General features: G+C 64.4%; 27 protein-coding genes. 5 read left to right on the forward strand and 22 right to left on the reverse strand.

Annotated elements, in window-relative coordinates; genetic code table 11:
• Window positions 1–7 precede the first annotated feature (7 nt).
• Both NX02_RS33800 and NX02_RS29475 read right to left on the reverse strand, forming a co-directional pair.
• Complete coding sequence (locus NX02_RS33800) at window positions 8–493, reverse strand: hypothetical protein (protein WP_016743853.1); 486 nt, start codon at window positions 491–493, stop codon at window positions 8–10.
• Between the two features lie 251 nt (window positions 494–744).
• Window positions 745–1,575: an SDR family oxidoreductase gene (locus NX02_RS29475; protein WP_037479754.1), complete on the reverse strand. Its 831-nt coding sequence runs from the start codon at window positions 1,573–1,575 to the stop codon at window positions 745–747.
• Window positions 1,576–1,644: 69 nt separating this feature from the next.
• Here NX02_RS29475 and NX02_RS29480 point away from each other — a divergent pair, with 69 nt between their 5' ends.
• The 4 genes from NX02_RS29480 to NX02_RS29495 all read left to right on the forward strand — a co-directional run bounded on the left by NX02_RS29480 (window position 1,645) and on the right by NX02_RS29495 (window position 7,098).
• On the forward strand, window positions 1,645–2,211 hold the full coding sequence (locus NX02_RS29480; RefSeq protein WP_015449258.1) for a TetR/AcrR family transcriptional regulator: 567 nt from the start codon (window positions 1,645–1,647) through the stop codon (window positions 2,209–2,211).
• Window positions 2,212–2,949: 738 nt separating this feature from the next.
• On the forward strand, window positions 2,950–5,652 hold the full coding sequence (locus tag NX02_RS29485; protein ID WP_015449259.1) for a TonB-dependent receptor domain-containing protein: 2,703 nt from the start codon (window positions 2,950–2,952) through the stop codon (window positions 5,650–5,652).
• A 10-nt stretch (window positions 5,653–5,662) separates the two neighbouring features.
• Entirely contained in the window at window positions 5,663–6,367 is a 705-nt protein-coding gene (locus tag NX02_RS29490) for a PepSY domain-containing protein (RefSeq protein ID WP_004213138.1), read from the forward strand.
• Window positions 6,364–7,098, forward strand: a complete 735-nt coding sequence (locus NX02_RS29495; RefSeq protein WP_004213137.1) for a PepSY domain-containing protein — start codon at window positions 6,364–6,366, stop codon at window positions 7,096–7,098. The genes NX02_RS29490 and NX02_RS29495 overlap by 4 nt, the downstream gene beginning before the upstream one ends.
• Window positions 7,099–7,101: 3 nt before the next feature.
• Here NX02_RS29495 and hutC read toward each other — a convergent pair whose 3' ends face one another.
• From hutC to NX02_RS29595, 20 genes are all read right to left on the reverse strand, one after another.
• Window positions 7,102–7,791 carry a histidine utilization transcriptional repressor HutC gene (gene hutC / locus NX02_RS29500; protein ID WP_230588639.1) on the reverse strand — a complete coding sequence of 230 codons (690 nt, stop codon included), beginning with the start codon at window positions 7,789–7,791 and terminating at the stop codon, window positions 7,102–7,104.
• Between the two features lie 191 nt (window positions 7,792–7,982).
• Window positions 7,983–8,420, reverse strand: a complete 438-nt coding sequence (locus NX02_RS29505) for a DUF411 domain-containing protein (RefSeq protein ID WP_004213035.1) — start codon at window positions 8,418–8,420, stop codon at window positions 7,983–7,985.
• 68 nt (window positions 8,421–8,488) lie between these two features.
• Window positions 8,489–9,730 (reverse strand): MFS transporter, encoded by a 1,242-nt coding sequence (locus NX02_RS29510; protein ID WP_047100336.1) that lies wholly within the window; start codon window positions 9,728–9,730, stop codon window positions 8,489–8,491.
• The gene (locus NX02_RS29515) at window positions 9,724–10,710 is read right to left on the reverse strand and encodes a copper resistance protein B (protein WP_015449262.1); all 987 of its coding nucleotides are present in this window, start codon (window positions 10,708–10,710) and stop codon (window positions 9,724–9,726) included. The genes NX02_RS29510 and NX02_RS29515 overlap by 7 nt, the downstream gene beginning before the upstream one ends.
• Window positions 10,707–12,413 carry a copper resistance system multicopper oxidase gene (locus NX02_RS29520; RefSeq protein WP_015449263.1) on the reverse strand — a complete coding sequence of 569 codons (1,707 nt, stop codon included), beginning with the start codon at window positions 12,411–12,413 and terminating at the stop codon, window positions 10,707–10,709. Before NX02_RS29520 ends, NX02_RS29515 begins: the two co-directional genes overlap by 4 nt.
• 25 nt (window positions 12,414–12,438) lie before the next feature.
• Window positions 12,439–13,464 carry an alcohol dehydrogenase AdhP gene (adhP, locus tag NX02_RS29525; protein ID WP_004212676.1) on the reverse strand — a complete coding sequence of 342 codons (1,026 nt, stop codon included), beginning with the start codon at window positions 13,462–13,464 and terminating at the stop codon, window positions 12,439–12,441.
• A 26-nt stretch (window positions 13,465–13,490) separates the two neighbouring features.
• Window positions 13,491–15,011: an aldehyde dehydrogenase family protein gene (locus NX02_RS29530; protein WP_015449264.1), complete on the reverse strand. Its 1,521-nt coding sequence runs from the start codon at window positions 15,009–15,011 to the stop codon at window positions 13,491–13,493.
• A gap of 252 nt (window positions 15,012–15,263) precedes the next feature.
• Entirely contained in the window at window positions 15,264–15,593 is a 330-nt protein-coding gene (locus NX02_RS29535; protein WP_004212674.1) for a hypothetical protein, read from the reverse strand.
• A 147-nt stretch (window positions 15,594–15,740) separates the two neighbouring features.
• Window positions 15,741–16,142 carry a hypothetical protein gene (locus NX02_RS33415; RefSeq protein ID WP_015449265.1) on the reverse strand — a complete coding sequence of 134 codons (402 nt, stop codon included), beginning with the start codon at window positions 16,140–16,142 and terminating at the stop codon, window positions 15,741–15,743.
• 318 nt (window positions 16,143–16,460) lie between these two features.
• On the reverse strand, window positions 16,461–16,751 hold the full coding sequence (locus NX02_RS29545) for a hypothetical protein (protein ID WP_007406388.1): 291 nt from the start codon (window positions 16,749–16,751) through the stop codon (window positions 16,461–16,463).
• 228 nt (window positions 16,752–16,979) lie between these two features.
• Window positions 16,980–18,281, reverse strand: a complete 1,302-nt coding sequence (locus NX02_RS29550; RefSeq protein ID WP_483852913.1) for a glycoside hydrolase family 130 protein — start codon at window positions 18,279–18,281, stop codon at window positions 16,980–16,982.
• Between the two features lie 254 nt (window positions 18,282–18,535).
• On the reverse strand, window positions 18,536–18,976 hold the full coding sequence (locus NX02_RS29555; protein WP_015449267.1) for a four-helix bundle copper-binding protein: 441 nt from the start codon (window positions 18,974–18,976) through the stop codon (window positions 18,536–18,538).
• Window positions 18,977–18,990: 14 nt separating this feature from the next.
• Window positions 18,991–19,434 (reverse strand): DUF1622 domain-containing protein, encoded by a 444-nt coding sequence (locus NX02_RS29560; protein WP_007406411.1) that lies wholly within the window; start codon window positions 19,432–19,434, stop codon window positions 18,991–18,993.
• Complete coding sequence (locus NX02_RS29565) at window positions 19,421–20,143, reverse strand: hypothetical protein (protein ID WP_007406380.1); 723 nt, start codon at window positions 20,141–20,143, stop codon at window positions 19,421–19,423. Before NX02_RS29565 ends, NX02_RS29560 begins: the two co-directional genes overlap by 14 nt.
• A complete protein-coding gene (locus tag NX02_RS29570; protein WP_007406424.1) occupies window positions 20,140–20,868 on the reverse strand; it encodes a hypothetical protein in 729 nt (242 codons plus the stop codon). The genes NX02_RS29565 and NX02_RS29570 overlap by 4 nt, the downstream gene beginning before the upstream one ends.
• Window positions 20,868–22,778 carry a 2Fe-2S iron-sulfur cluster-binding protein gene (locus NX02_RS29575; RefSeq protein ID WP_030089529.1) on the reverse strand — a complete coding sequence of 637 codons (1,911 nt, stop codon included), beginning with the start codon at window positions 22,776–22,778 and terminating at the stop codon, window positions 20,868–20,870. The genes NX02_RS29570 and NX02_RS29575 overlap by 1 nt, the downstream gene beginning before the upstream one ends.
• A gap of 23 nt (window positions 22,779–22,801) precedes the next feature.
• Window positions 22,802–23,122, reverse strand: a complete 321-nt coding sequence (locus tag NX02_RS29580) for a hypothetical protein (protein WP_007406382.1) — start codon at window positions 23,120–23,122, stop codon at window positions 22,802–22,804.
• Window positions 23,123–23,181: 59 nt separating this feature from the next.
• The gene (locus tag NX02_RS29585) at window positions 23,182–23,403 is read right to left on the reverse strand and encodes a hypothetical protein (RefSeq protein ID WP_007406426.1); all 222 of its coding nucleotides are present in this window, start codon (window positions 23,401–23,403) and stop codon (window positions 23,182–23,184) included.
• The gene (locus tag NX02_RS29590) at window positions 23,400–23,879 is read right to left on the reverse strand and encodes a heavy metal-responsive transcriptional regulator (protein WP_007406417.1); all 480 of its coding nucleotides are present in this window, start codon (window positions 23,877–23,879) and stop codon (window positions 23,400–23,402) included. The genes NX02_RS29585 and NX02_RS29590 overlap by 4 nt, the downstream gene beginning before the upstream one ends.
• Before the next feature lie 142 nt (window positions 23,880–24,021).
• Complete coding sequence (locus NX02_RS29595) at window positions 24,022–24,378, reverse strand: hypothetical protein (protein WP_174544455.1); 357 nt, start codon at window positions 24,376–24,378, stop codon at window positions 24,022–24,024.
• A gap of 242 nt (window positions 24,379–24,620) precedes the next feature.
• Between NX02_RS29595 and NX02_RS29600 the strand changes: the two genes are divergently transcribed.
• Window positions 24,621–24,983 (forward strand): hypothetical protein, encoded by a 363-nt coding sequence (locus tag NX02_RS29600; RefSeq protein WP_007406428.1) that lies wholly within the window; start codon window positions 24,621–24,623, stop codon window positions 24,981–24,983.
• Window positions 24,984–24,993 lie beyond the last annotated feature (10 nt).

Genomic DNA, 24,993 nt, shown 5'->3' on the forward strand with positions numbered 1-24,993 from the left:
CGGCAAGCTAACGGGTGATCGCACCTTGGCGCTGCTGTTCGAGCAGGTGACTCGCCTCGAACACCGAGATCAGGATGTCGCGGATGCCGGTGATGGCGCTCTCAACCCTGAGCATGTGATCGTCGAGCTTCGAAATCTGGTGGCCGTTGTCGGCACCTTCCATGGCAAGCGGGTGAAGGCCGTAATTCCCGGCGATGTCGGCAAGTTCTGTTTCGCTGGGCTGGGACATTTTGATCCACACGAAGTCATCCTTGCCGACGTGCTCGCACGCCGGATCGATCAGGGTCGCCGGCCGTAGCCGTTTGCCATTGTGACAAAGAACGGCGGCGGCGACCGGAAGCCGTGTGCCTCGCCTATTGAGACGCGCGCACAAACACTCGTCATTCTTCAAGCCCAATCGCAGGAAGAAGAAGGCGGCGCGCAGCAATTCGAGCGAGAGCTTATAGAAAATGCGGCGGAGCGTTGGGTTTCGCAGAAGGCCGCTCCCGTTCATGACGCGCGTGGCTGGGCGGCGCGCTGCCACATCAAGGGCACGCAGACTGCGAAGGTCTGCGCACCCTTGATTGGCGACCGCGAGGGTTTTCCTCTCTTGCGATGGTACCAAGCGATTGCCCGTGTGGCGCCTCTGCAATCGTGTCGGATGACTATACCTAAGTATCGGATAACGGCGCTGACGACAGGGTTGCCGGGCCCCGGTGAGGCGCGTCGCACCGCGCGGAGACGAAAGCTGGAAGACGGAAAAGCTCAACTGTCGAAAGCGACCGAGCGCGCGAGCGCTTCCTGGGACTGCAGAAAGGCGAGCCGCGATTGCAGCGCCGCCTGGACAACGCCGAAAGCGTCACCCCCCAGAGTCACGCGCAGCGGCGGATGGTCGCTGGTTGCGACATCAACGATCGCTTGCGCGATCTTTTGCGGGTCGAGCGTGTAGAGCTCGTTTCCGGCGGTCTCGAACATCTTGCGGATATGGCCGGCGGGCGTATCGCGATACGCGGCGATCTCGCTGGCGAATTGCAGATTGTGGCTGAAGCTGGTGCGCGCCCCGCCCGGCTCGATCAGTGTCACGAACAGGTTGAAGGGTTCAAGCTCCTGGCGGAGGCATTCGCTGAAGCCCTCCAGGCCCCATTTGGCCACATGATAGAGACTGCTCGTCGGAAGCGAGCCCTGACCACTAGCGCTGGAGATCTGGATGATCCGGCCGCTCCCGCGCAGCCGCATGGCGGGGACAAAGGCGCGGGTGATGTGGATGGGCGCCATGAGATTGAGCGCGATCTGGCCTTCGACCTCGGCGTCCGACATCTCTTCGGTGGCGCCGATCACGCCGCCGCCGGCGTTGTTGACCAGAATATCGACGGGTCGACGCGCCTGCGCCCGGGCCACGACCGCAGCAATATCGTCCTTGACCGTGACGTCGAGCGCTTCGACGCGCAGCTGGCTCGGATATTTCGCCGCGAGATCATCGAGGCTTTCGGGCTTGCGGGCCGTCGCGGTAAGGTCGTCGCCAGCGGCCAGGATCAGTTCGGCCAGATGGCGGCCGATGCCGCTGGACGCGCCCGTGAGAAACCAGTGATTGGACATATGTTACTCCATATATTACCAACTGGTAGGTAACTTGAAACCTGGAATGCGTCAATGCTTGGAGGTGTGATGAAGCAACGAACCCGGCGGAATGCCGCACAGAGCCGCGAGACGCTCCTGGCTGCAGCGACCGAGGAGTTCGCGTCCCATGGGCTGGCGGGCGCGCGGATCGACCGGATTGCGCAGGCGGCGGGTATCAGCAAGCCGATGCTCTACACCTATTTCGGGGACAAGGAGGCGCTCTTCGATGCCGCGCTGACGCAGGAAGTGATGGACGCGGCGCAGGCCGATCGCTTCGATCCCAATGATCTTGAGGGTTATGCGGGGCGCACCTATGACTTGCTGGTCGAACGCCCGCGCCTGTGGAGGCTGCTGACCTGGCATCATTTGGAGCGTGGCCAGGATGTTCTGATGCTCCCGGCCGGCGAGGTCCTTCTCGGGGAGAAGCTGGACGGGATCGCAGCGGCGCAGGCCGAGGGGCGGATCGTCGCCGACTTCACGCCCCTGGATGTCGTCCGGCTTGTCGCCGCCCTCACCCAGCTCTGGTGCATGACCGGAGCTGCACGCGACGCTGCCGAGCACGCGGCGCGCCGGGCGACGATCATGCGGGCGGTGGGGCGACTGCTGCGCGTGTGATCGTGCGAGGCGCGAGCTGCACGCCCGCGCGCCGACCGGGACACAGCAAGCATTTTTCGCAACCTGCCGTACTGCCCAGCGGCAAAATCAGGGCGGCTCATGCACAAGCCGGCCCGTCGGCTCCGCGGATGCGATCGACGTTCGAGGACTGCGCCGCCACTGCCGAACCGGATTGGATCATCGCCAAGTGACCCAGTGGCTGCGCGACGATCTCAGGTCGCCGGACTCGTCGCACGACGTTTCGTCAGGAGTCGTTTCATCTGCCTCAAAAGGCGAACCTGCGGCTCAATCCGGAAGAAGGCGCGACACATCCAGGAAACGAGGATCAAATGCGGTCCGCATCGGTATTACTTTCCCTGGCGCGTGCAAGCTCAGCAAAGGACTAATGTTCCCGGAGCATCTCTAGCGCTATACCTAGGTATATCACGCCGACACCAATAACATGTGATCATGCCGCTTCGCATTCTTGCCGGCCAAATGTCCCGATCATCAAATCGAAGCGTGCGAGGCTGTATTACGATATGATATTCTATCTCCTATCTCAGCAGCTTTGCAAATGAGCGCTCGCAAAAATATCTCTTCAGTCATGAGGGTTCGACGTCTGGCGTGCGTATTATAGCTATATCTATATCTAAATTTCACGAGAATAAGGTATTGGAAAAACAGGAAAAATACTGTTGACCTGTATATACAACTGATGTTGTCTGTGGCTGTTCTAAAACGTCAGGGGGATTGCACATGACCATCAGGATGGCCCTGCTCGGCAGCGCCGCCATCGTCGCGGGCTACGCCGCGCCGGCTCTCGCTCAGGCCGATCCGACACCGCAGCCAAAAGCACAAGTCCTGGGGGATGACAGCGACATCGTCGTTACCGGCTCACGAATCCGTCGGCAGGATCTGGCCGGGGTTGGACCGGCCACCGTGGTCACCGCCGAGCAGATCCAAAATACCGGCATCGTCAATATCGAAACCGCCTTGCAGCGTTTGCCGGCCAATGCCGGCTTCGCGGGCAACCAGACATCGGCCTACTGGACCAACAACGGTTATGGCACTGCTCAGGTCAATCTGCGCGGCCTCGGCATCAAGCGCACACTCGTGCTCCTCAACGGCCGACGCCTCGTCGCGGGCGGCACCGGCGCCAATTCCTCACCCGATCTCAACATGATCCCGGTCGTGGCGCTGGCACGCACCGATGTCCTCAAGGATGGCGCGTCCGCTATCTACGGGGCCGATGCCATGGCCGGCGTGGTCAACCTTGTCACGCGCACCGATTATGAAGGCCTGGGTCTCAGCGTCCGACAAGGCATTACCGAGCGCGGCGACGGCTCCGATCTCACCGCGGACCTACTTTGGGGCATTCGCAACGATCGTGGCGGGTTCATGGCAGCAGTCACCTACCAGAAGACCAGCGCCGTCAACATGGCCTCGCGTGCGCCCTGCTCGCTCGCTGAAACGACGCCGGGCTCGCTGAGCTGCGTCAACAGCGCCTCGACGATCGGCGGACGCGCGGTGCTGCCCAACGGCCAACAGATCAACTTCAACCAGGTACCCGGAGGGAACGGGAACTTCTACGAGCCTTACAGTCCCGCCAAGCACAACTTCAACTCGAACCCGTTTCTCAATGCGGTCAGCCCAGTCGAGCGCGTCAGCACGGCCTTCTTCGCGGACTATGCGCTGACCGACGGTATCCAGGCGTTCGGCGAGTTCCTCTATACGTTCCGCAAGTCGAATCAGATCGCGACACCCGGCACGCTGCGCAATCTCTCGATACCAGCCAGCAATCCGACCAATCCGACCGGCCAGAACCTGGTCCTGGCCCAGCGCCGCCTCGCCGAACCCGGCGCGCGCCACTTCTTCCAGGAGACCGATACCTGGCAAGGCACCTTCGGGCTGCGCGGCAAGCTGGCGAACGACTGGGCCTGGGAAGTCGCGGGCAGCTTCGGGCGTAACACGGCCGTCGACGGCTCGACCAACATCGCCAATCTCGAGCGCGTCGCGAACACGCTCGACAGGAGCAAATGCTCCAGCACGGCGGGCGCGGCCATCCCCTGCGGTGACTATCTTGGGTTCGGAGACCTGACACCTCAGGTTCTGGATTATATTCTGTTCACCTCGCGCGATCGCGGAGGCAACGAACTCGGCACGGTCACGGCTGACCTCAACGGCGATCTCTTCTCCCTTCCAGCCGGCGCGGTGTCCTTCGCCACCGGCGTGGTCTATCGGCGCGAAAAAGGCTGGCGCGATCCCGACCCGTTGACGGTGCTCGGCGTGGCGAACGTCAATCAGCAGGATCCTATTTCGGGCTCGAGCACCGCCAAGGAAGCCTATCTCGAGCTATCGGTGCCGGTGCTTGCCAACACAGCTTTCGCCAAGGCGCTCACGCTCGATGGCGCAGTCCGCTACTCAGACTATAATCTCTTCGGGAGCGACTGGAATTACAAGCTCAGTGCCGACTGGGTAGTCAATGACAGCATCCGTCTGCGCGGCACTTATGGGACGGGCTTTCGCATTCCCAACGTGCCGGAGCTTTTCGGCGGCGTCTCGGAAGGCAATCTGACCACGACCGATCCCTGCTCGCGCTACACCTCCAGCGGCAACGTGACCTTGATCGCCAATTGTCAGGCGTCCGGTGTGCCGGCCAACTATACGCAGCTCGGCACCACGATCCTCACCACAGTGGGCGGTAACCAGAGCCTTCGGCCCGAAAGCTCCACGACCTGGACCGTTGGTACGGTGATATCGCCGCGCGGCATCATCCCAGGGTTGTCGCTGACGGCAGACTGGTTCGACATCAAGATCAAGGACGCGATCCGGGCCATTCCCGGCTCGACCAAGCTCGCAGTCTGCTATGCGAGCCAGAACCTGTCGCACCCGTTCTGCAGCGACTTTACGCGCAGCGCGCTGACCGGCGAGGTCACTTACCTCTCCGCCCAGCCCATCAACACCGGCCGCGAGGAGATGAATGGTCTCGATCTGGGTCTGGTGTACAGTGGTGCGGTGGGCGAGGTGAAGATCTCCTTGGATCTCAACATGACCTATCTCAACAAATATGTCGTAAACCCCTTCCCCGGCGGCGCGCCGATCTATTTCGACGGGTTTATCGGGGGCGGCAATGGCGGCTATCCGAAATGGCGTGGTTATGGCGTGCTGACGGCGGAAAAGGACGGCATCAGCGCGACCTGGTCGACACAATGGATCGGCAAGGCGACCGACTTCAACGCATCGGCCGGCGACATCGGCTACCGCACGCCGAACGTCTTCTACCACAATCTTCAGCTTGCCTTCGCGATCGACGAGAAGACACGTTTCCAGATCGGGGCCGATAATCTGTTCGACCGCAAGGCGCCCTATATCCAGAGCTTCACCGATGCCAACACCGACACGATGACCTATGATCTGCTCGGACGGCGCTTCTACGCCGGCTTCCGAACCGCGTTCTGAAGGGCAGCACATGGCAATTCGCTGGCCTTTGGTCATCCGCCGGACGCACAAGTGGCTGGCCCTGATCGTCGGCGTCCAGGTTCTGCTCTGGACGCTGACCGGCTTCTATATGGTGGCCGTCCATATCGACATCATCCATGGCGACGATCTGGTCCGCCCACCGGTCGTCGCCCCCATCGACCTTGCGAGCTTCGTCCCGCCGGCGCGGATTGTTCAATCGGCTCCCGACGCGTCCGAGATCCGCCTGCAACGGTTCATGGATCAGCCCGTCTGGCGCGCGCAAACCCCGGGTGGTCCAAGACTCTTCGATGCAGGTTCGGGACAGCCCATCCCCGATTTGAGCGAGGCACAAATCCGCGCCGCCGCTCGGCGCATCTACAGCGGCACCGGGGACATCGTCGCAGCCCGGCTGCTGACGACGGCGCCACTGGAAATGCAGGCGCGCAAGCCTCCCTATTGGCAGGTCGAATTCGATGCCTGGAACCGGCCAACCCTGTATCTCTCTCCGCAGACCGGTGAGCTGATCTCGCGCCGCCATGCGCTGTGGCGCGTGTTCGATTTCGCGTGGATGCTGCACATCATGGACTATGACGATCGCTCCGACGTCAACAATCCGCTGCTGCGCGTGGCGACCTGGAGTGCCCTTGCCATGGCGCTGGCCGGGGCTTGGCTGCTGCTTTGGTCGTTCCCGCGGCGCAGGAAGAAGAAGGCATGAAGAAAATCCGGTTCACCCCGCTCTTTTTTCGGCGCATCCACAAATGGGTCGGCCTGATCCTGGGCGTGCAGTTTCTCCTTTGGGCTCTGAGCGGCTCGATGATGGCCTTGCTCGATCAGGAGAAGGTCGGCGGACACAGTGCGCAGGCCAGCCATCAGCACGCCCTACCTGCCGGTGACTATATTGCGCCGGCAAAGCTCGCTCTTGATGGTCCCGTGCTCGGCATCGCCTTGCGGTCCCTTGCCACACGCCCCGTCTACGAGCTTCGATCCACCACGGGCACGCGGCTAATCGACGCGACGAGCGGCGCCCCGGTTCGGGTCGACGAGCAGGTCGCGCGCGACGTCGCGACGATGGTGAATGAAGCACCGATCCGCAAGGCAACGTTGCTCGCCGAACCGAATGTGGAAGCGCGCGAGCACGAAGGCACCATGTGGCGACTGGATTTCGCGGACGCAGAGAACAGCAGCGCCTACATCTCCGCCGACACCGGCCGATTCCTGGTCATGCGCGGCGACACATGGCGCACCTGGGATTTCTTCTGGATGCTCCACAATATGGACTATGTGAACCGCACCAGCTTCAATCACCCGCTGATCGTCTTCGTTGCGTTCGGTACTTTGTGGCTGTCGGGGACGGGCTTCTACCTGCTGTTTAAGAGCTTCAGTCGCGCCGACGTGCGATGGTTGCGGCGCAGGCGCAAATCGGCCGTCAAGTTGGGCGCGGGCTGATCGCTAGGTCCCAACAGAAAAAGCCGCCGATAGCTCGAACCGATTGCCCGGGTGCGTGAGCCAAGCGTGCGATACGAGACGTCCGCGACTCCAGGTTCTGCGCGTCATCATTAGCACTGGTTCTCCTTCAGCGAGGCCCAGCATTGTTCGCATGGCTGTATCCGGCATCGCCGCGCACACCCGGTGCTCTACTCGCTCGAGCGGGGCAACACGTGTCAGATATTCATTCGGCGTCGAGGCGCTGAAATCCCTCTCTCCGTAGCGTGGCGCAGCAGATGCCAGCACAAAGCGCTCCTCGACCTGAATTGGGAATTCGGTCTCGTGATGGACGATAAGCGAATGGAAGAGGCGCGTGCCCAAGCCGACTTCCAGCAGAGCTGCCCTTTCCGCATCAGCCCGTATCTCGATATTATAAATGACGCGCGCGCGATAGGCGTGGCCCCTGCCGCGCACCTCCTCCGCGATGTTGCGGATCTCGATCAGCTGCCCGATCGGCCGGGGCTCGGCGACAAAGCTGCCCCGCCCCGCCCGCCGTACCACGACACCGGCCGATTGCAGTTCCCGCAACGCCCGGTTTGCGGTCATGCGCGAGACTTTGAACGTCTCGACGAGCTCGGCCTCTGACGGCGTCTGGTCGCCGGGCTTCAGGCGACCTTCCCGGATGTCCTCGAAAATGCTGTCTTTGATCGCCACATAGCGAGGTTGCTTCTCCGCACCGGCAGCGTCGACCGCGGGTTCGCCCACAGAAGCAGCTTTCGCCCGGGGAGCGGATGCGCGGCTATGGGGGCGAGCGGGAGCATGCATCAAATGACTATACAGGTGGGGGCGAGCAAGTCCCAGTCATTCAAACAGGAAATCACCAGCGAGAGCCGAGGCGTGCGTGATCAATGCCGCGCGAAGACCTTCTGGCCCGAACTGCCGAACGACACCACCGCATAGGGTTGGCGGGCGGCGCCTGCCACTTCCATGCCCTCCGAGCCGATCGGCATCCCCGCCACCGCAATGCCTCTGACGCCTACGGGACGGGTTGCCAGCAGGCGCTTGATATCGGCGACCGGGACATGGCCCTCGATCAGATAGCCATCAACCATCGCGCTGTGGCAGGATGCCAGCGTGCCCGGCATGCCGGCCCTCCGCTGAAGCGCCCCGCGCGACGCATCGTCGCGCATGACGACCGTGCGGCCCAGCTTCGCGCGAAGCGCCTGGGCCCACTTCTCACAGCATCCACAACCCGGGTCCCGGTGGACGACGACATCATTCGCCGCAAGCGCTGCGCCGGGCAGGGCGAGGAACAGCAAGGCGGCAGAAAGACGGGTCTTCATGAACGGCTCCCGGAAGCATGCGATAGGGTTCCTAATGATCTATACGCATTGATGCCCCCTACCCCTCATCACGCTGAAGATTTCACGATGGCGCGCGGCCTCCAGGCGAGCGGCAAGGACACAAGCAGCGTCAGCGACAGACCACCAATCCCCCACAAGACTAAGTGCTGCGCCCCGGGAGCGACGACGGCGATCGCCAGCGGCGCGAGCGCCTGCCCGATGCTGGCGGCGGAATGCTGGAGACCGAGCTTCAGACCCGAAGGGGCTGCCGCACCGCTGATCCAGAAGCTGGTGACCAATCGAAGGGTTGCCGAGCTCCAGCCGGCAGCAACGATGATCCCACTGAGTTCGGCCATGCTCGCGGCGACAGGGAACAGGAAGAGCGCCGCAGCCAGCAGGCCGAGCGTCAGCCCCGCAAGCCGCCTCGGCATGGTCACCAGCCAATCGAGCCTCGCATGGAAGATCTGTGCTGCCAGCATGCCCAATCCGCAGAGACTGAGCATCCAGGCGATCTCTTCGCGGCTCAGCGAAATGACGCTCCGCGTCACCAGGAGATTGACATGCATCGCCGCCAGCCCGCCGCCCGCGACGATCGTGACGAAAAGCAGGATCAGCGTCGCGCCGAGCGTCGGCGCGGGCAGGTCTCCGCCATCGATGCAAGGTGCACACCAGCGCGGCAGACGCACGGCGCAAAGCGCCGCCCCGACGGCACCGATGCCGAAAGCGAGGATCATGAGGGGAGCGCGGGGCAGGATCGCGGCCGAGACCTCCGCCACCAGCGGACCGGCGAGATCGCCCAGAAACAAGAAGGCGGTCAGCCAGGTGAAGCGCCGCGCCTGGTCCGCGCGCTCGTTTGCGGCAAAGCTCGCGCAGAGCAAGCCCAACGGTATGATGGCGGCCGACGCCATCCCCGCCACCAGGCGCAATGCATAAAGCTCAGGCAGCCCGACGAGGCCGATCGGCGCGGTCACCAGGGCGAGGATGACCAGCGCTGCGCGCAACATCGCCCGATAGTCGACCCGGTCCGCGATCCAGCCCCAGAGCGGCGCCGCCAGCAAGGCTGCCAGGGGATGGACCGCGGTCAGGCTCGCGACATGAAAATCATGAGCGCTTGACGATAGCGCGCCACGAGCCGGGTCGACCAGTGCCGGAAGGAAGGCGAGAATGGCCGTCTGTCCCGCCGACGCCGCAGCCGCCGCGAGCAACAAGACGAAAAAGGAGGCCGGCCAGCGACCGTTGGCTTGCGATCCAGCCTTGTCACGCGGCGCGTTCGCGGTCGACCCCTCGAGTGGCCATCCGCGGATCACCACCAGGCGCGCAAGCCGATCACCAGCCTGTGTTCGGAAGGCCCTTCCCCGCGCAGGCGACGGAAATCGGCCGTGCCGTCAAATGCGCGCTCCCAGACGAAGCCGATATAGGGCGCGAACTTGCGCGACACCTCGTAGCGCAACCGTCCGCTCAGCTCGACATTGCTGAAGCCGCTGCCGAGCTGCCGATCGCTCGACCGCTTCGAATAGATATTGGTCTCCACCTGCGGCGTAAGGATCAACCGATTGGTGAACAAGACCTCATAGGACGCCTTGGCGCGCGCCGCGAGACGCCCATCGGTTCCTACATAGCCGGTGAGCTGGACGTCGAACCAATAGGGCGCCAGTCCCTCGACGCCGGCGGCCAGCCAGGTGGTCGCACCCTTGCCGAGATCCTGCCTGACCCCGAGCAGCGTGCCCCAGAACGGGTTCTTGCTGTGCCACCACAGCGCCTCGACGCTGCTCTCCGGATCGAGACGTTGGTCGCGGGAGTTCTTGAGCCCCTGGCTGCGCAGCCAGAGCTTGTCATTGTCCTGACCCTTGGTGACGAGCACGGTCCAGCCCACGCCCTGACCCTCGTTGCCGCTGGTGAACTCAAGCTCATCGACAAGTATCTTGGGGATTGAGAGCTTGTCGGCCATCTCATAGCCCGGCAGCGTCGAGTTGCGGTAGCCGTCGGCATAATCGTCCGAGTTGCGCGCGTCCGGCGGGGCCTGGCCGCCCTGCATCGAGCCCATGTCCATCGTGGCGCCGTTACCGGACGCCTTCGTGTCGGTCATATCCATGCCCGGCATGTCCATGCCCGCATGGTCCTGAGAGCCTTGCGCGGAAGGGGTGTGCTGAGCGGGAGTGGCCGTTTGGGCAGGGGTGGCGGCGGGCGACGGGGGCGAGGCATCCTGCGCGAGGGCGGGAGCCGTGATCGCCGGCGCCAGGAAGAGGGCAGCGCCAAGAGCGATGCCGCGCGAGGGGAAAATCCGGATCATGCGACCACCACCTCCCGGAACATGCCGGCCGCCATGTGATAGAGCAGATGGCAGTGGAAGGCCCATCGGCCCATGGCGTCGGCGGTGACGCGGAAGCTCACCCGCTGGGCGGGCTGGACCACGACCGTATGCTTGCGGACCTGGAAGGCGCCGTCCGGGCCTTCGACATCGCTCCACATGCCGTGCAGATGCATCGGATGCGCCATCATCGTGTCGTTGACGAAGGTGACGCGCAGCCGCTCGTTTGGCTTGAAATGAAGCGGCCTGGAATCGTTGAGCTTGATGCCGTCGAGCGACCAGATGAACCGTTCCATATTGCCCGTCAGATGCAGCTCGATGTCGCGCTCGGGCTCGCGCGGGTCGGGATCGCCGCCCGGCGTGCGCAGATCGGCCAGCGTCAGCACGCGCCAGCCGCGCCCGCGCAGCCCGGCGCCGGGATCGTCGAGATTGGTGCGCGGATAGTCGACGCGCATGTCGGTATTGGCGCCATATTCGGTGCGGGCGTGCCGTGCCCTGGCCGGCATCTCGGTCATGCCGTGCCCGGCATGCGCGTCGCCTCCCATTGCGCCCATCGTCGCCATCGCGCCCATCATGTCGACCGGCTCGAGCCAGGTCCGGGCATCGAGCGGCGGCACGGCTGCCGCCATGCCCGGGGCCGGTGCGATCGTGCCACGCGCATAGCCGCTCCGATCGATCGCCTGCGCGAAGATGGTGCGGGCGCCGCCCTCGGGCATGGTGAACTCGACGTCGTAGGTCTCGCCCGGGCCGATCCGGAATTCCTCGACCGTGACCGGCTCGACCGGCTGCCCGTCGGTCGATACGACCGTCAGCTCGACCCCGGGGATCCGCACGTCGAAGAACGTCGCCGTCCCCGCGCCGACGAAGCGCAGGCGCACGCGCTCGCCGGGCGCGGCGATACCGGTCCAGTTGCCGGCGGGCGGCGCGCCGTTCATCAGATAGGTGTAGGTCGCGGCAGAGACATCGCTGTAGTCGGTCGGGTTCATCCGCGAGCTGTTCCACATCCGCCGCCGCTCGAGCGCCTTGCCCAAGCCCATGGTGCCGACATCCTTGAGGAAATCGCCGGCGGTCGGCTGCGCAAAATTATAGTAGCTGCTCTGCTTCTTGAGATTGAGGAAGATCTGCAGCGGCGGCTCGTCCGACCAGTCGCTGAGCACGATGCAATAGTCGCGATCGGGCGCCCGCGCCGTCGGCACCTGTTTTGGCTCCACGATGATCGCTCCATAGAGTCCCGTCTGCTCGGCGAGCGTGTGAGCGTGATACCAGTAGGTTCCGCTCTGGCGGACCTCGAAGCGATAGGTGAAGGTCTCGCCCGGCGCGATGCCGGCAAAGCTGATGCCGGGCACGCCGTCCATCTCCGCCGGCACGATGATGCCGTGCCAATGGATGCTCGACATCTCCTTGAGGCCGTTGCGTACGCGCAGCGTGACCGTGTCGCCTTCGCGCAGGCGCAGGACCGGCGCGGGCACGCTGCCGTTCACGGCGGTCGCGATACGGCGTTTGCCGGTGAAGTTGACCGGCAGCTCGGCGATCTCGAGGTCGAACTCGGTCCCGCTCAGCTCAGCGGGCAAGGTTGGTGCGGATCGCGCGAGAAGCGCCGGGGCGAAACCGGCGACCGCGCCGCCGATCGCCAGCCCCTGGACGAAACGGCGCCGCGCGATCGGCCGGATATGTAAGGGAGACATGAACTGTACTTTCGCGAAGTCGGCTTCAGGCGAGGTCGAGGACGATCCGGCCCTCGATGTCGCCATGATGCATGCGGGAGAAGACGTCGTTGATGTTCTCCAGCTTGTCTGCATGGACCGTGGCCTTGACCTTGCCCTCGCCGGCGAACGCCAGTGCCTCGAGCAGATCGAGCCGCGTGCCGACGATCGAGCCGCGCACGGTAATGCCGTTCAGCACGGTGTCGAAGATCGACAACGGGAAGTCGCCCGGCGGCAGGCCGTTGAGCGCGACCGTGCCGCCGCGCCGGACCATGCCGAGCGCCTGCTGGAACGCCTTGGGCGAAACGGCGGTCACCAGCGCCCCGTGCGCGCCGCCAATGGCTTTCTTGAGCGCTGCCGAAGGGTCCTCGTTGCGCGCGTTGACCGTCAGTGTGGCGCCAAGGCGTGTAGCGAGGTCGAGCTTGCTATCGTCGATGTCGACCGCGGCCACATTGAGACCCATGGCTCGGGCATATTGCACCGCCATGTGGCCGAGCCCGCCAATGCCGGAGACGACCACCCACTCGCCGGGTCGGGCCTCGGTGGCCTTCAATCCCTTGTAGACGGTGACGCCCGCGCAGAGGATCGGCGCAATGTCGAGGAAGTCGACATTGTCGGGAAGGTGACCAACATAGTTGGGATCGGCGAGGACATATTCGGCAAAGCTGCCATTGACCGAATAGCCGGTGTTCTGCTGTTCGTGGCAAAGCGTCTCCCAGCCACCCAGGCAATGCACGCAGTGCCCGCAGGCGGTGTAGAGCCAGGGCACACCGACCCGGTCGCCTTCCTTCACATGGGTGACGCCGGCACCAACGGCGGCGACATGCCCGACGCCCTCATGGCCAGGAATGAAGGGCGGGTTGGGCTTGACCGGCCAGTCCCCTTCTGCCGCGTGCAGGTCGGTATGGCACACGCCGGTTGCCGCAATCTTGACCAGGACCTGCCCGGGGCCGACCGTCGGGATCGGCGCGTCCTCGATGACCAGGGGCTTGCCAAATTCGCGGACGACCGCCGCCTTCATGGTTTTCGCCATGTCCGTTTCTCCTTTTAAGCGGGGGGTCAGAATAGGCCGAGCGCGTGCTCGTCATAGGAGACGAGCAGATTCTTGGTCTGCTGATAATGATCGAGCATCATCCGGTGGTTTTCACGCCCGAAGCCCGATGCCTTGTATCCGCCGAAGGCGGCATGGGCGGGGTACTGATGATAGCAGTTGGTCCAGACCCGCCCGGCCTCGATCGCGCGGCCGAGCCGGTAGGCGGTGTTGCCGCTCCGGGTCCAGACGCCCGCGCCAAGACCGTAGGCGGTGTCATTGGCAAGTGCGATCGCCTCCTCGACCGTCTTGAACGTGGTGACCGACAGGACGGGACCGAAGATCTCCTCCTGGAAGATGCGCATGTGGTTCTGACCCACGAACACGGTCGGCTGCACGAAATAGCCCTGGTCCAGCGCACCGCCCGGCAGCGCCCTGGCGCCACCGACCAGACACTGCGCGCCCTCGGCCTTGCCGATATCGATATAGCCCAGGATCTTGTGGAGCTGGTCCTCCGACGCCTGCGCGCCGACCTGGACCGACGGGTCGAGCGGATCGCCCTGGCGGATCGCGGCGACGCGCGCCACGGCGCGCTCGATGAAGCGGTCGAAGATCGACTCATGGATCAGGGCGCGCGACGGGCAGGTACAGACCTCGCCCTTGTTGAAGGCGAACAAAGTAAAGCCTTCGAGCGCCTTGTCGAAGAAGGCATCGTCCTCGTCGAGCACGTCCGCCATGAAGATGTTGGGCGACTTGCCGCCAAGCTCCATCGTCTGGGGGATCAGATGGTCCGCCGCGGCGTGCATGATCTGCTTGCCGGTGACGGTCTCGCCGGTGAACGAGACCTTGGCGATGCGCGGATTGGCGGCGATCGCCTGGCCAACGGTCCGTCCCGGGCCGGTAACGACATTGAGCACGCCGGGCGGCAGGATGTCGGCGGTGAGCTCGGCGAACATCAGCAAGGTGAGCGGCGTCTGGGATGCGGGTTTGATGACGGTGCAGTTGCCCGCCGCCAGCGCCGGGGCGATCTTCCACGCCGCCATCAGCAGCGGGAAGTTCCACGGGATGATCTGGCCGACGACGCCGAGCGGCTCGCGGAAATGATAGGCGATGGTGTCCGCATCGATCGTCGAGATGCCGCCTTCCTCCGCCCGGATGCAGCCGGCGAAGTAGCGGAAATGGTCGATCGCGAGCGGCACGTCGGCAGCGCGCGTCTCGCGGATCGGCTTGCCATTGTCGATCGTCTCGGCAAGTGCCAGCAACTCCAGATTGTCTTCGAGCCGGTCGGCGACGCGATTGAGAATCCTGGCGCGTTCGGCGGGCGCGATCCTTGCCCATTGATCCTTGGCGGCGTGCGCCGCATCGAGCGCGCGCTCGACATCTTCCGGCGTCGACAGCGCGAACTCTGCGATCTGGGCGCCATTGATCGGGCTCGTGTCGGCGAAATACTCGCCGCCCGCAGGAGCGCTCCAGCGGCCTCCGATGAAATTATCATAGCGGTGTCGGAAGGAGGCCGCCGCGTTAATGGTCCCGATCGCCTTCTCGAACATAACCTGACTCCATCTCTATCGATGGCCTGACGGAGTAATCTCTTTGCCCGGGTGGCCTATAAGTAAGTTCCGCAGAAGGTAGTCTGGTATCGGGGTCGCGGGCTTGAGGGTCAGACACGCCAACAGAGCCGATGACTATTCATCGACTCCTGAACGTATTCGCGCACGCCTGATCGGAATTATGCCGAGACAGGCGTTACTCGGCCGAGTCTTCTTTTGGCGAGGGCGGCGCTTGGCATTCCAATTCTGGCGTTACGCCCGGACGCGCTTTAGGCTCACCCAATCGCCTTTCTGAAGCGTCCCGTCCCTCACGCGGAAATGAGCATAATGGTCGTCGAAAATCTGGTCGACTTCGACATGACCGACAAGACGGCGGTGGCGCGGCGTTGCGTGATAGACTTCGAGTATCTGCCCGATGTGCGCGCCATCGGCCTTACCCAGGCAGGCCACTGTGCCGCCCGCATCCATACGGACGATCTTGCCGCGCATGAACAAGCTATGGCCGATACCCTGTGCGAGGAGCGGCGTGCTGCCAAAGAGCAGAAAGCCAACAGCAGCACCGACGCCAAGATGTTTTCGCATCGCTGTTTCCTCTGTCAAGTCAGACGCTCGGACCCGGTTTTGAAAGCTGGGAGCACGGGGCGACGCTGGGCATCGTCAAAGAACTGGCCCGCCGCGGGGGAACGGCGGGCCCTCAGCCCCTGGGGTCTGTTCTCGGGGCTGGAAACCTCACATGTCGCTCATCGGCTTGTCGGCCATGGGCTTGGCGGTCTTCTTCTTCGCCGCCGGCTTGGCCTTCTTCATCGGCATCTTGCAGCAGCCACTCTTCGCCTTACCGGCCATGCCCGAGCCGTTCGATGCAGGCGAGCCGCCGGACATGCCGGCCATCCCCGACATGCCCTGTTGATCCTGCTGGGCCGGTTGCCCCTGCTGCTTCTGCGCGCCGGCCTGATGATCCTTCATCATCTGATCGTGCATCTGCTGCCCGCCATGATCCATGCCCTGCTGGTGGGCATGGGCCGGCGCAGCCTGCGCGGGCGCGGGCGTCGACTGGGCGAGAGCGGTGCCGGCGGCGAAGGTTAGCGTCGCGAAGAGGCTGACGGGCGCCGCGAGAAATGTCGTCTGTCGCATTGAGGGTCTCCGAGTGTTCTTCCTGTTGCCCGATCGACGTTCCGATCCCGGCAATTCCGAAGCTTCAATGCTGCTAGCGAGACGCTGTCTGTATACGTAAGTTACGAATCGAAATCCGATCGGCCGTGTGCCTGCTGGAGCAGGCGCGTAAAATGATGATCCGGGATCGATCAAAAATGTGACCCGGCCTGGTTTTCTCGTCCTGAGACCGGCCAGAAAAGCGATTGGCCCGCCGTGGGAACGGCGGACCAAGGCTTCGGTTGAAAGCGGCCATGATCTTGTCCGTCAACCTTGTCGTCTGATGGAATGATGGCAGGGTCAGCAACCACCGTCCGACCTGTGTGACATGCCGGAGGCGCCGTCCTGGTCCTGCGAATCCCGCATCGCCATTCGATGGCCCTGCATCATCTGGCCGTGCATCTGCTCCTTACCGTGAGCCATGCCCTGCATGTGGGCAGGATCGGGCTGGGCAGGCGCCGGCCTGGCCTTGAGGGTCTCCTCAAGATCGGGCATGCCCGGCGGCATCCCGTCCGCCAGCACCGGTCCGGCACTGACGGCGAGGAAGCCGAGAGCTGCGAGCGAAGCGATCATTGCCGTCTTCTTGCGCAAGTATCCATTCCTTCAAGTCTGGGTTTCCCGTTCGATCGAGCATATGCCCGGTCGATTGTCGCCCCTTCCGGAGCTTGCCCGTGAAATGGTGTCACCTTCCGCCTTGCTGTATACGTAATGTGCGAAGTCCGTCTCTGAGATGGCCATAAATTATCGCACTGGCATCGTTGTTGTGCCGATGTGTAACTATGGTTCGGACTCGAGAGCAGGACAGGTCGGCAACAGTGACTAATCCATGGCGGCCAGCAGACGCTCGAGAGGAATAGTGGCAAAAGTGGTGAAGCTGTCAGCAATGGCATAAGGCAGTACCAGCACCCGATTATGTACCATCGCGCCGCAGCTGTAGGCTACGTTTGGCACATAACCTTCGCGCTCATCCATGTCCGACCGCAAAAGCGGTAGCTTCGTCCGCGCCAGCAGCTTCGAGGGATCGTCACGGTCCAGCAGGCACGCCCCGATGCAATAGTTCCGAACGGCGCCGACTCCATGAGTTACGACCAGCCAGCCTTCGTCGATCTCGATCGGCGATCCGCAATTACCGATCTGGACAAACTCCCAAGGCCAGCGAGGTTCGATGGCTTTCGCTCCGCCACTCCAGTCGTGAATGTCCGCGGACGTCAGGAACCAGATATTTTCGTTATCCTCGCGCCCAAGCATGGCAAAGTGCCCGGCAATGCGTCGGGGGAAAAGCGCCATGCCCTTGCTACCGGTGGCATCCCCACGCAGCGGTCTGAGTTCGAATGTCCGGAAGTCCGGCGTGGACAACAACTCCTGCCGGACGGACTGGCCGCTAAATGCCGTATATGTACCGAAATAGGTGGCTCGGCCATCGTCGTCCAGGAAGCGGACCAAGCGAAGGTCTTCGATGCCACCACGCTGGCTGGGGGTTGTCGGAAAGATCACGATCTCCGAGAGATCGTGGCTGCCATCGCACGTGATCCGAATGCCCGCGTCCGGCCCGTCCTCGCCGGAGATGTTTTCAGTCTCCAGCACGAGCGGCATGGGGCTCGGAGGATTGATTGCTATGGTTCCGTCCGCGGCGCAAAACCCGGTGCGAAAGGTGACGGAGGAGATATGCCCCTCGCCCACGCCTCGCAGGGAAAGAATGAATCGGAGAGAGTTTTCAGGTACAGCAGACTGATCAGGATGCAGGACGATGCTCGGATTGAAAAGCGCTGCTGCCTCATAGGAATATTCGTTGCAAAAATGGGCACCGATCAAGAGCGCCTGTTCATGGGTGACCTCGCAATCACAGACGATGATGCCATCAACCTCGTGGAACCGCCGCAAAAACAGGGACGGAACCTCACGATGCCTTCCCGAGAAATCATCAAGAATGCGTTGCAACTCATCGTGGAGCGATGCTGGGTCGAGCGCCAGGACGCGGTCGGCGATGCGCTGCGCACGTGGCTGATCCGGTACCGCATATTTATAGGTTTCCGTCGACGGCATATAGGGTCTGATCACTACCCTTGCTGGATTGGGGCGGAGCAATTCGGGTAGCCGGTTGACAAATTCGGCGGTTGACACTGACTTCTCCAATACAGATCGACCGTGGAGCGTTCACGCAATCGTAAAGATGGTGCTCGGCATTACCCGACTATCGGGTGGCGGCACGGAAGGCTCCGGCGATGGCGGGTGCGATGATTTCCGCCGTTGCCGGATACTCGGACTTTGTGCCACGTGCCATGATCGCTGTCCTGGCGTAGTTGTCGGACACACAAGCTGTGACCGGGGGCTCTGGCCTGAACGTGACTATGTGGGGCACGTGCGAAGCGCGCCGCTCAGCTCGACATGTCCGCCATCGTTCGGCAGCTCGCCGCGCATTTCTTGCAGGTGGCCGAGCAACGCGCGATCCGCTGGTCCGCGCTATGGCGTCCGCATTCCTCGGCGCAGCGCTCGCAAGCGTCGGCGCAGGCGCGGCAGACGATGCGGTGCAGGGCAGATTCCCGCAGCATCGAGTTGGCGGTCGCCTGGCACAGTTCCGCACAGTCGTTCAGCATGGCGATCAGCGACGCCGTAGCTGACGCGCCGCCTTGCTTCGTCAGCCAAGCGGCGGTTTCCAGGCACATGCGGTGCGAAGCCACGCAATCGTCGATGCAGTCCGTCATCGACATCGCCATCCCTTCCATTCGATGCTGCTGCGCCGCCGCCGGCACAGCCAGCGTTCCGGCGGCGGCAAGGCCGGCGCCGGCCATCAGCAATTCGCGTCTCTCGATCATCATGCACCTCCCATCTGCTATCCCTTGAGCGCTGTGCCGCATCCGGCGGCCTCAGCCGTCGCAGGCGACCCATCCGACGCCGCACGCGCCTTCTCCCGCGCCATCCGGGTTTCCTCCCAGGGCCAGTGGCCGTTGATCTCGACCCCGAGCGAGATGCTCAGGAAGGTCCGCACCAGCACCAGCCCGGCCAGAACGATGAGATCGTCGAGCGTTGGGTTGATCACCAGCGACTTGACGATGTCGCCGGCGACCAGAAATTCCAGGCCGAGCAGGATGCTGCGGCCGAGCGCCGAGCGGAACGCGCTATAGGCCTCGGTTCGGTCGCCCGCCCTCGCCCGCCGCGCAAACAGAAAGGTTGCGAGCCCCGCGCCGACCAGGATGGTCAGCGTGCCCGCCAGTTCCAGGCCGATCACCGCGAGCCGGAAGAAGGCGCTCAGCCAGTCGGCCTCAATGGTGATCATACCAGCCTCGCTTGCGGATATTGTTGAAGCTGTCGGTGGCGTGACAGGCATAGCATTGGTCGACGCGCGCCTTCGATCCGGCTGCGCGCTGCGAGACCATGCTGAAATGCTCCATGAAGTGACTCGGCGGCGCCTTGTGGCACTCGGCGCACTGCGTCGAATTGACCGATGGATGGCGGTAATTGGCGATCTTCCAGCTGTCGGTCTTGTGGCAGCTCGCGCAGTCGGTGCCGAACAGGCCCTGGTGCGGATCGCGGAACGCATGGCAGCTCGCGCAATTGAGCGCGGTCTCGGGGGTCAGGCTTCGAGTGTTTGTCGACATGCCCGCCAAAGGCTGCCGCCACTTCGCCATGTCGAGCAACGCGGCGTGATCCATGCGGATGATGCCGCGCTCTCCCTCATGTTCGACGTGGCAGGAGGTGCACTGCGTCGCTTTCGCGTGGAACTGCGTCGACTGCTTCGTCCCGAAATCGGTGCCCGCATGGCAGGTGAGACAGGTCCGGGTTTCGACGCCCTTGCCCGGCGTGTGGCAGGCCGTGCATTGGCCGGCAAAGGACTGGTGCGCGCTCGAGAGCGGGCCGGGCGAGACGAGCTGCGCCACCAGGCCGGCATCCCTCGGCGCGTCCGATCGCATCCGGATCGCGACCGCGGCGACCATCACCAGCAGGGCTGCGATGAAGACGGCGTAGGAAAGACGCTGCCAGCTCATAGCCAGCGCAGCCCGTAATAGATCGCCGCGCCGACGTGGAGCGCGAGCAGCGCGAAGATGAGACAGCCCAGCAGGATGTGCAGGAACCGCCACCGCGCGAACAGGGTGTTGGTTGCCTCTTCGGCACGGATCGCGAATTCGGTATCGGCCAGCGCTGCGGCGATCCCCGCCTTGTCCTGGGGGCGCTGGCCCGCGGACGCATCCCCGGCGACGAACAGATAGCGCTTCCAGCCCGACAGCGGCGGGGCTGCGGTATCGGCCTGCGTCGGCGCCGCCGGCTCCTCGAGGAAGGCGGCGCGAAGCGAGGCCAGTTCTGACCTGCGTCCGCGCAGCGCCCGACCAAGCTGGGCAAGCAGGTAGCGGCCGATGAAGCCGGTGATGACCGTCATCAGCAGGAGGACGGTCAGAAGCAGGCCGACCGGGCTTTCGAGCTTGTGCGCGGCGTGGACCAGACCCAGGATCGGCGCCAGCACGCCGGCATAGATGTGGATGGCGAGCAGGGTTGGCTTGCTGACGACCCGGGAGAGCGCCTTGTCGACCCAGGCGATGTGCTTGGCCGCGACATAAGGAAGCGTCAGCAGCATCAGCACGAGCGCTGCGATCCCGATGATCCCGCCGGCCAGGCTACCCGGAAAGCGGGGCGACACATGCACGAGATAGCCGAACGGGAACAGCAGCAGGAACGCGACCAGCAGGCCCACGGCAATGTCGCTGCGTTCGCGCATCAGGCTTCGACCACGAGCGGCGTGCCCGTCCCCTTCGCCTGGCACGCGAGCACATAGCCTTGCGCCTTGTCGGCGGGCGCAAGGCCGGATTCGACCTCCATCGTCACTTCGCCCTGCAGCAGCTTGACCACGCAGGCGCCGCATGTGCCCGCACGGCATGCATAGGGGATCTCGACGCCCGCGCCCTCGGCCGCCTCCAGCACGGTCTCGTCCGCGGGCAAGGCCGCCGACACCCCCGACACGGAGAAGGTCACCGTGCTCGGCGCCACCTCGGCGCTCGGGGCCGGCTTATCCGCTGGCGGGGGCGCGGGCTTGACCTCGAGATCCTCGTGGTCGGCCGGCAGCGAGGCCGGACCGAACGCCTCGGTGTGCAGCTGCGCTTCGGGGACGCCGAGTTCCGCCAGCACGCCGCGCATCGCGCCCATCATCGCCGGCGGGCCGCACATATGGATGCGCCGGCTCGCGATCTCCGGCACCGCGGCCAGGATCATCTCGCGCGTGATCGGCCCTTCGGGGCCCATCCAGACGGTGCCGGGCGCGCGCTGCATCGCGGCGACGACATGGAGGTTGGGAAAACGGCGTTCGAGCCGCTCGAGCTCGTCGCGGAACACGAATTCCTCGGTCGACCGTGCGCCGTAGAAGAAGAAGATATCACCCTTCCACGCGGTGTCGGTGAGATAGCGCAGCACCGACATCATCGGGGTGATGCCGACCCCGCCCGCGATCAGCACGATGCTCTGGGCATCCGTTCCCGTGAAGGTGAAGGCGCCGAACGGTCCGCTGACCTTCAGCAGATCGTCGGCGACGACCTTGTCGTGCAGGTATCGCGAGACCACGCCCTGCTCCTCGCGCTTGACCGTCAGTTCGACATAGGCCCGCTGGGTCGGCGAAGAGGCGATCGTGTAGGAACGGCGCGCGGTCTTGCCCGCTTCGGGCTCTACCTCGACCTGCAGGAACTGGCCCGGCAGGAAGTCGAACGGCAGCCGGTCGGCGGTCGGGTCCGCGAGCCGGAAGGTCAGCACGCTCGGCGTCTCTCGCACGATCTGGACCACGCGCAGCTGCCCCGCCCAGCTTTTGGGCTTGCGCAGCGACGCCCCAGCGGGTGCGGCCGCATTGCTCGGCGCGAGCCCGGCGCTGTCGGCAACGGGTGCAGGCGCGGGCGCAACCCTGGTAGCGGGAGGGGCAGCCTTCGGCTCCGGCTTTGCTGGAACCTTGGCGGTGGCGACACCGCCGGCGATCGCCCCGATCCGCCGCAGGCGGAAGATCTGCAGCGCGATAAGCGTGGCGCTCACCAGCCCCAGGAACAGCATGAGAAGGAGGTGCGAGGGCGAGATGCCGAACCAGTGATCGGCATGGCCGGGCGCGGCCTGGTCGATGTCGAGCTGATCGCGCAGCCAGGCAAGCCCGACCTCCCGGGGCGGCTGCAAGCCCCCGATCGCGCCCTGCGCGGCGGTGCCGGAGCGGAACAGGTCGGTTCCCTCGCGCAGGCGCCGCGCCGCATCGAGCCGGGCCGAGACCGTGGTCGCACGCGCGCCGTCGGCCGAGGCGGCGTTGATCATCGCCAGACCCGTGCTTACCCGTTCGCCGGCCTGCGCAGCGACCCGCTGCCTTGCCGCTTCGTCAAGCGCGGGAAAGGCGAGCAGCTGCGAGATGAAGCCGGTCCGGCGCGATTCGTGGCCGTGCTCATTCTCCCCTTCCCCATTGATCATGCGATCCATCATGGGGTTCATCATCTTCGCCATGTCCGACGACCCCGGCTCTGCCGGTGCGGACATGCCCCCGCCGGCCGGCATGCCTGCGCCATGATGCGCGGCATGATCCTCGCCCTCCTGCGCGCCCGCGCTCGCGGACAGGCTGAGAGCGATTGCGCAGCCGAGGCTCAAGCGTCGAAGGCTGATCCGCCTGGACATCCTCATCCCCTTAGTGTGCGAGCCTACATATCCTTCATCGGCATCGCCGCATTGCCCGGCGCGGGATCGGGTGCCGGCGCGGTCTGGTTGCCGGCCCCGGCGCGCATCGCGTCATGGTCCATCGCCTGACGGTGATGCCGCTCCATCTCGGCCTGGTTGCTCATCGCGTCCATCGGCGCCGCGTCTGCAGCGTTGCCGCTGTCGGTCAGGACCGGGGTGGCGGCGACGCTGTTCGCCGCGGGCGGCACCGTCTGGTCGGCCTGGCGGTCGCAGCCCGAAAGCGCGAGCGCCAGCAACAGGCTTCCGCCGACAAGTGGAAGGGCTTTCTTCGCATGGTCGATCATGGCTTTGCTCCTTGGCTTGAAAACTGTGTCCGGGCGCCATCCCTGGCGTCCGGACCGGCTCATTGCGCGCTGCGCAGAATCCGGAGACACCGGTCGTGCGAGAGGTTCATCGGGTTGCGCCCCTGCCCCTTCATCTCGCCATGATCATGCGGCGTCTGGAGACCCATATTGCCCTCCATCGCCCGGCAACTCTCGACCTGCGCCGAGGTCGGCCGCGTGGTCACACAGGCGCCTAGAAGCAGCGCCGGCGTGAGGACGGCGATCAAACGCATTTTCTTCATGACAAAACCCCTTTCGCTCGTGGTGATCGTTCGTCCTGCGCTGCCTGATGTTTCTTGTTATGCTGCTGGTCTTTCCGCCGCGCCGTCAGGAAGGCGAGGATCGGGCAATCGGAGACCGGCACTTCGCCCGGGCATTCGTCGGCGAGCATCCGCAGCATGTCGCGGATATCCGACAGGCGCTCGAGCCGGGCTTCGGCGTCCGCGATCTTGGCAAGCGTGATATCGAGCACGGCCTGGGCATGCGCGGTGTCCGACGCCCTGAGCGCCAGCAGCTGCCGGGCCTGTTCGAGTGTGAAACCAAGCTCCTGCGCCGAGCGGATGAAATTGACGCGCTCGAGGTCGGTCGCGTCGTAGAGCCTGTAGCCCGCTGCCGTGCGCGCGGGCTCGCGCAGCAGGCCCATCCGCTCATAATAGCGGATCGTATCCCGCCCCACGCCTGCGGCCGCGGCCAGTTCGCCGATCTTGAAATTGCCCATGTCATCCGCTCGATCATGCCGGTAGGACCATGGTCCAGGGTCAAGCGGTTTCGCCTCGATCCCGAACGGTCCGTTGCCGCCGGCAACCCGCTGCCCCGATGCCTCGCATCAGGGCAGCGTGTGCCGCCGGGCCACCGGCGCGTCAGTTCTTGCGAAGCTCGACGATGTCGTGCTTGGCAGGCGTACCGTCGGCGACGGACACATGCGCGAAGTGATCATCGAAGATATGATCGATCGTCACATGGCCGACGAGCTGGCGGTGATAGGTCGGCGCCACGCCCTTGGGCGGACCCGGATGGGTCACGACGCGATAGACCTCGAGCTTCTGGCCGACCTCGGCGCCATCGGCCTTGCCGATGCAGACGACCGTGCCGTTGCTGCCCGTGTCGACGATCGAGCCGCGCATGAACAAGCTGTGCCCGATGCCCTGGGCCATAGCGGGGACGGCAGCAAGCATCGAAATGCCGGCAAGCCCGACCATGAGAGTTTTTCTGACCATATTCACCTCCTTGGATGGTAAGCCACCGCCCGGACCTGCCGGGGGGAAGAGCGTCTCTTCAGGCTTGGGACTACGGTCCCGGGTCCAGCCTCGATATACGTAGAGGCCGCAGCCGGTCTTCTTCCCCGGGCCAGATCTTTATTGACGCGGAGTTGACGGAATCAGCCGTCAGCACTTCAAAACCCGCGCGGCGCGAGACTTTGGTTGGCTGCGCCAGCGAAACCCGCTAGATATCGAGGCTCGTGAAACGCCTGCTCGCCCTTCTGCTCGTCATCGGAGCGCTGTCCGGTCTCTTCGGAGCCCAGATGGCGGCCGCGCACAGCGTGCCGCAGGCGGCAGGCGCGCCGCTGGCCAAGGGCATGGATGCAGACTGCATGGCAATGATGGCCAAGCAGCAGCCTGCGCCCAGCGAAAAGCCCTGCAAGGGCCTGACGCTCGATTGCATCGCCGCGATGGGGTGCGTGATCCCGCTGGTCGCAGCGGACCTGGCAGGCGGCGTTGCGCCTGCGCGTCTCTACGACGCGCCCAGCTTCTGGACGACCGACACGATATTGACCGGCAAGGCGGTTGCGCCCGAGCCGGATCCTCCCACCAGCCTTGCCTGATTGAACGAGC

The sequence above is a fragment of the Sphingomonas sanxanigenens DSM 19645 = NX02 genome, assembly GCF_000512205.2.
Lineage (GTDB): Bacteria > Pseudomonadota > Alphaproteobacteria > Sphingomonadales > Sphingomonadaceae > Sphingomonas_D > Sphingomonas_D sanxanigenens.

Coding starts and splice junctions, on each gene's coding strand:
- NX02_RS29480 (WP_015449258.1), top strand. CDS start 1,645: ATGAAGCAACGAACCCGGCGGAATGCCGCACAGAGCCGCGAGACGCTC.
- adhP (WP_004212676.1), bottom strand. CDS start 13,464: ATGGCGAAAACCATGAAGGCGGCGGTCGTCCGCGAATTTGGCAAGCCC.
- NX02_RS29555 (WP_015449267.1), bottom strand. CDS start 18,976: ATGATGATCGAGAGACGCGAATTGCTGATGGCCGGCGCCGGCCTTGCC.
- NX02_RS29580 (WP_007406382.1), bottom strand. CDS start 23,122: ATGATCGACCATGCGAAGAAAGCCCTTCCACTTGTCGGCGGAAGCCTG.
- NX02_RS29560 (WP_007406411.1), bottom strand. CDS start 19,434: ATGATCACCATTGAGGCCGACTGGCTGAGCGCCTTCTTCCGGCTCGCG.
- NX02_RS33415 (WP_015449265.1), bottom strand. CDS start 16,142: ATGCGACAGACGACATTTCTCGCGGCGCCCGTCAGCCTCTTCGCGACG.
- NX02_RS29575 (WP_030089529.1), bottom strand. CDS start 22,778: ATGTCCAGGCGGATCAGCCTTCGACGCTTGAGCCTCGGCTGCGCAATC.
- NX02_RS29505 (WP_004213035.1), bottom strand. CDS start 8,420: ATGAAGACCCGTCTTTCTGCCGCCTTGCTGTTCCTCGCCCTGCCCGGC.
- NX02_RS33800 (WP_016743853.1), bottom strand. CDS start 493: ATGAACGGGAGCGGCCTTCTGCGAAACCCAACGCTCCGCCGCATTTTC.
- NX02_RS29495 (WP_004213137.1), top strand. CDS start 6,364: ATGAAGAAAATCCGGTTCACCCCGCTCTTTTTTCGGCGCATCCACAAA.
- NX02_RS29585 (WP_007406426.1), bottom strand. CDS start 23,403: ATGAAGAAAATGCGTTTGATCGCCGTCCTCACGCCGGCGCTGCTTCTA.
- NX02_RS29530 (WP_015449264.1), bottom strand. CDS start 15,011: ATGTTCGAGAAGGCGATCGGGACCATTAACGCGGCGGCCTCCTTCCGA.
- NX02_RS29520 (WP_015449263.1), bottom strand. CDS start 12,413: ATGTCTCCCTTACATATCCGGCCGATCGCGCGGCGCCGTTTCGTCCAG.
- NX02_RS29485 (WP_015449259.1), top strand. CDS start 2,950: ATGACCATCAGGATGGCCCTGCTCGGCAGCGCCGCCATCGTCGCGGGC.
- NX02_RS29490 (WP_004213138.1), top strand. CDS start 5,663: ATGGCAATTCGCTGGCCTTTGGTCATCCGCCGGACGCACAAGTGGCTG.
- NX02_RS29515 (WP_015449262.1), bottom strand. CDS start 10,710: ATGATCCGGATTTTCCCCTCGCGCGGCATCGCTCTTGGCGCTGCCCTC.
- NX02_RS29535 (WP_004212674.1), bottom strand. CDS start 15,593: ATGCGAAAACATCTTGGCGTCGGTGCTGCTGTTGGCTTTCTGCTCTTT.
- NX02_RS29570 (WP_007406424.1), bottom strand. CDS start 20,868: ATGCGCGAACGCAGCGACATTGCCGTGGGCCTGCTGGTCGCGTTCCTG.
- NX02_RS29475 (WP_037479754.1), bottom strand. CDS start 1,575: ATGTCCAATCACTGGTTTCTCACGGGCGCGTCCAGCGGCATCGGCCGC.
- NX02_RS29590 (WP_007406417.1), bottom strand. CDS start 23,879: ATGGGCAATTTCAAGATCGGCGAACTGGCCGCGGCCGCAGGCGTGGGG.
- NX02_RS29595 (WP_174544455.1), bottom strand. CDS start 24,378: ATGGTCAGAAAAACTCTCATGGTCGGGCTTGCCGGCATTTCGATGCTT.
- NX02_RS29565 (WP_007406380.1), bottom strand. CDS start 20,143: ATGAGCTGGCAGCGTCTTTCCTACGCCGTCTTCATCGCAGCCCTGCTG.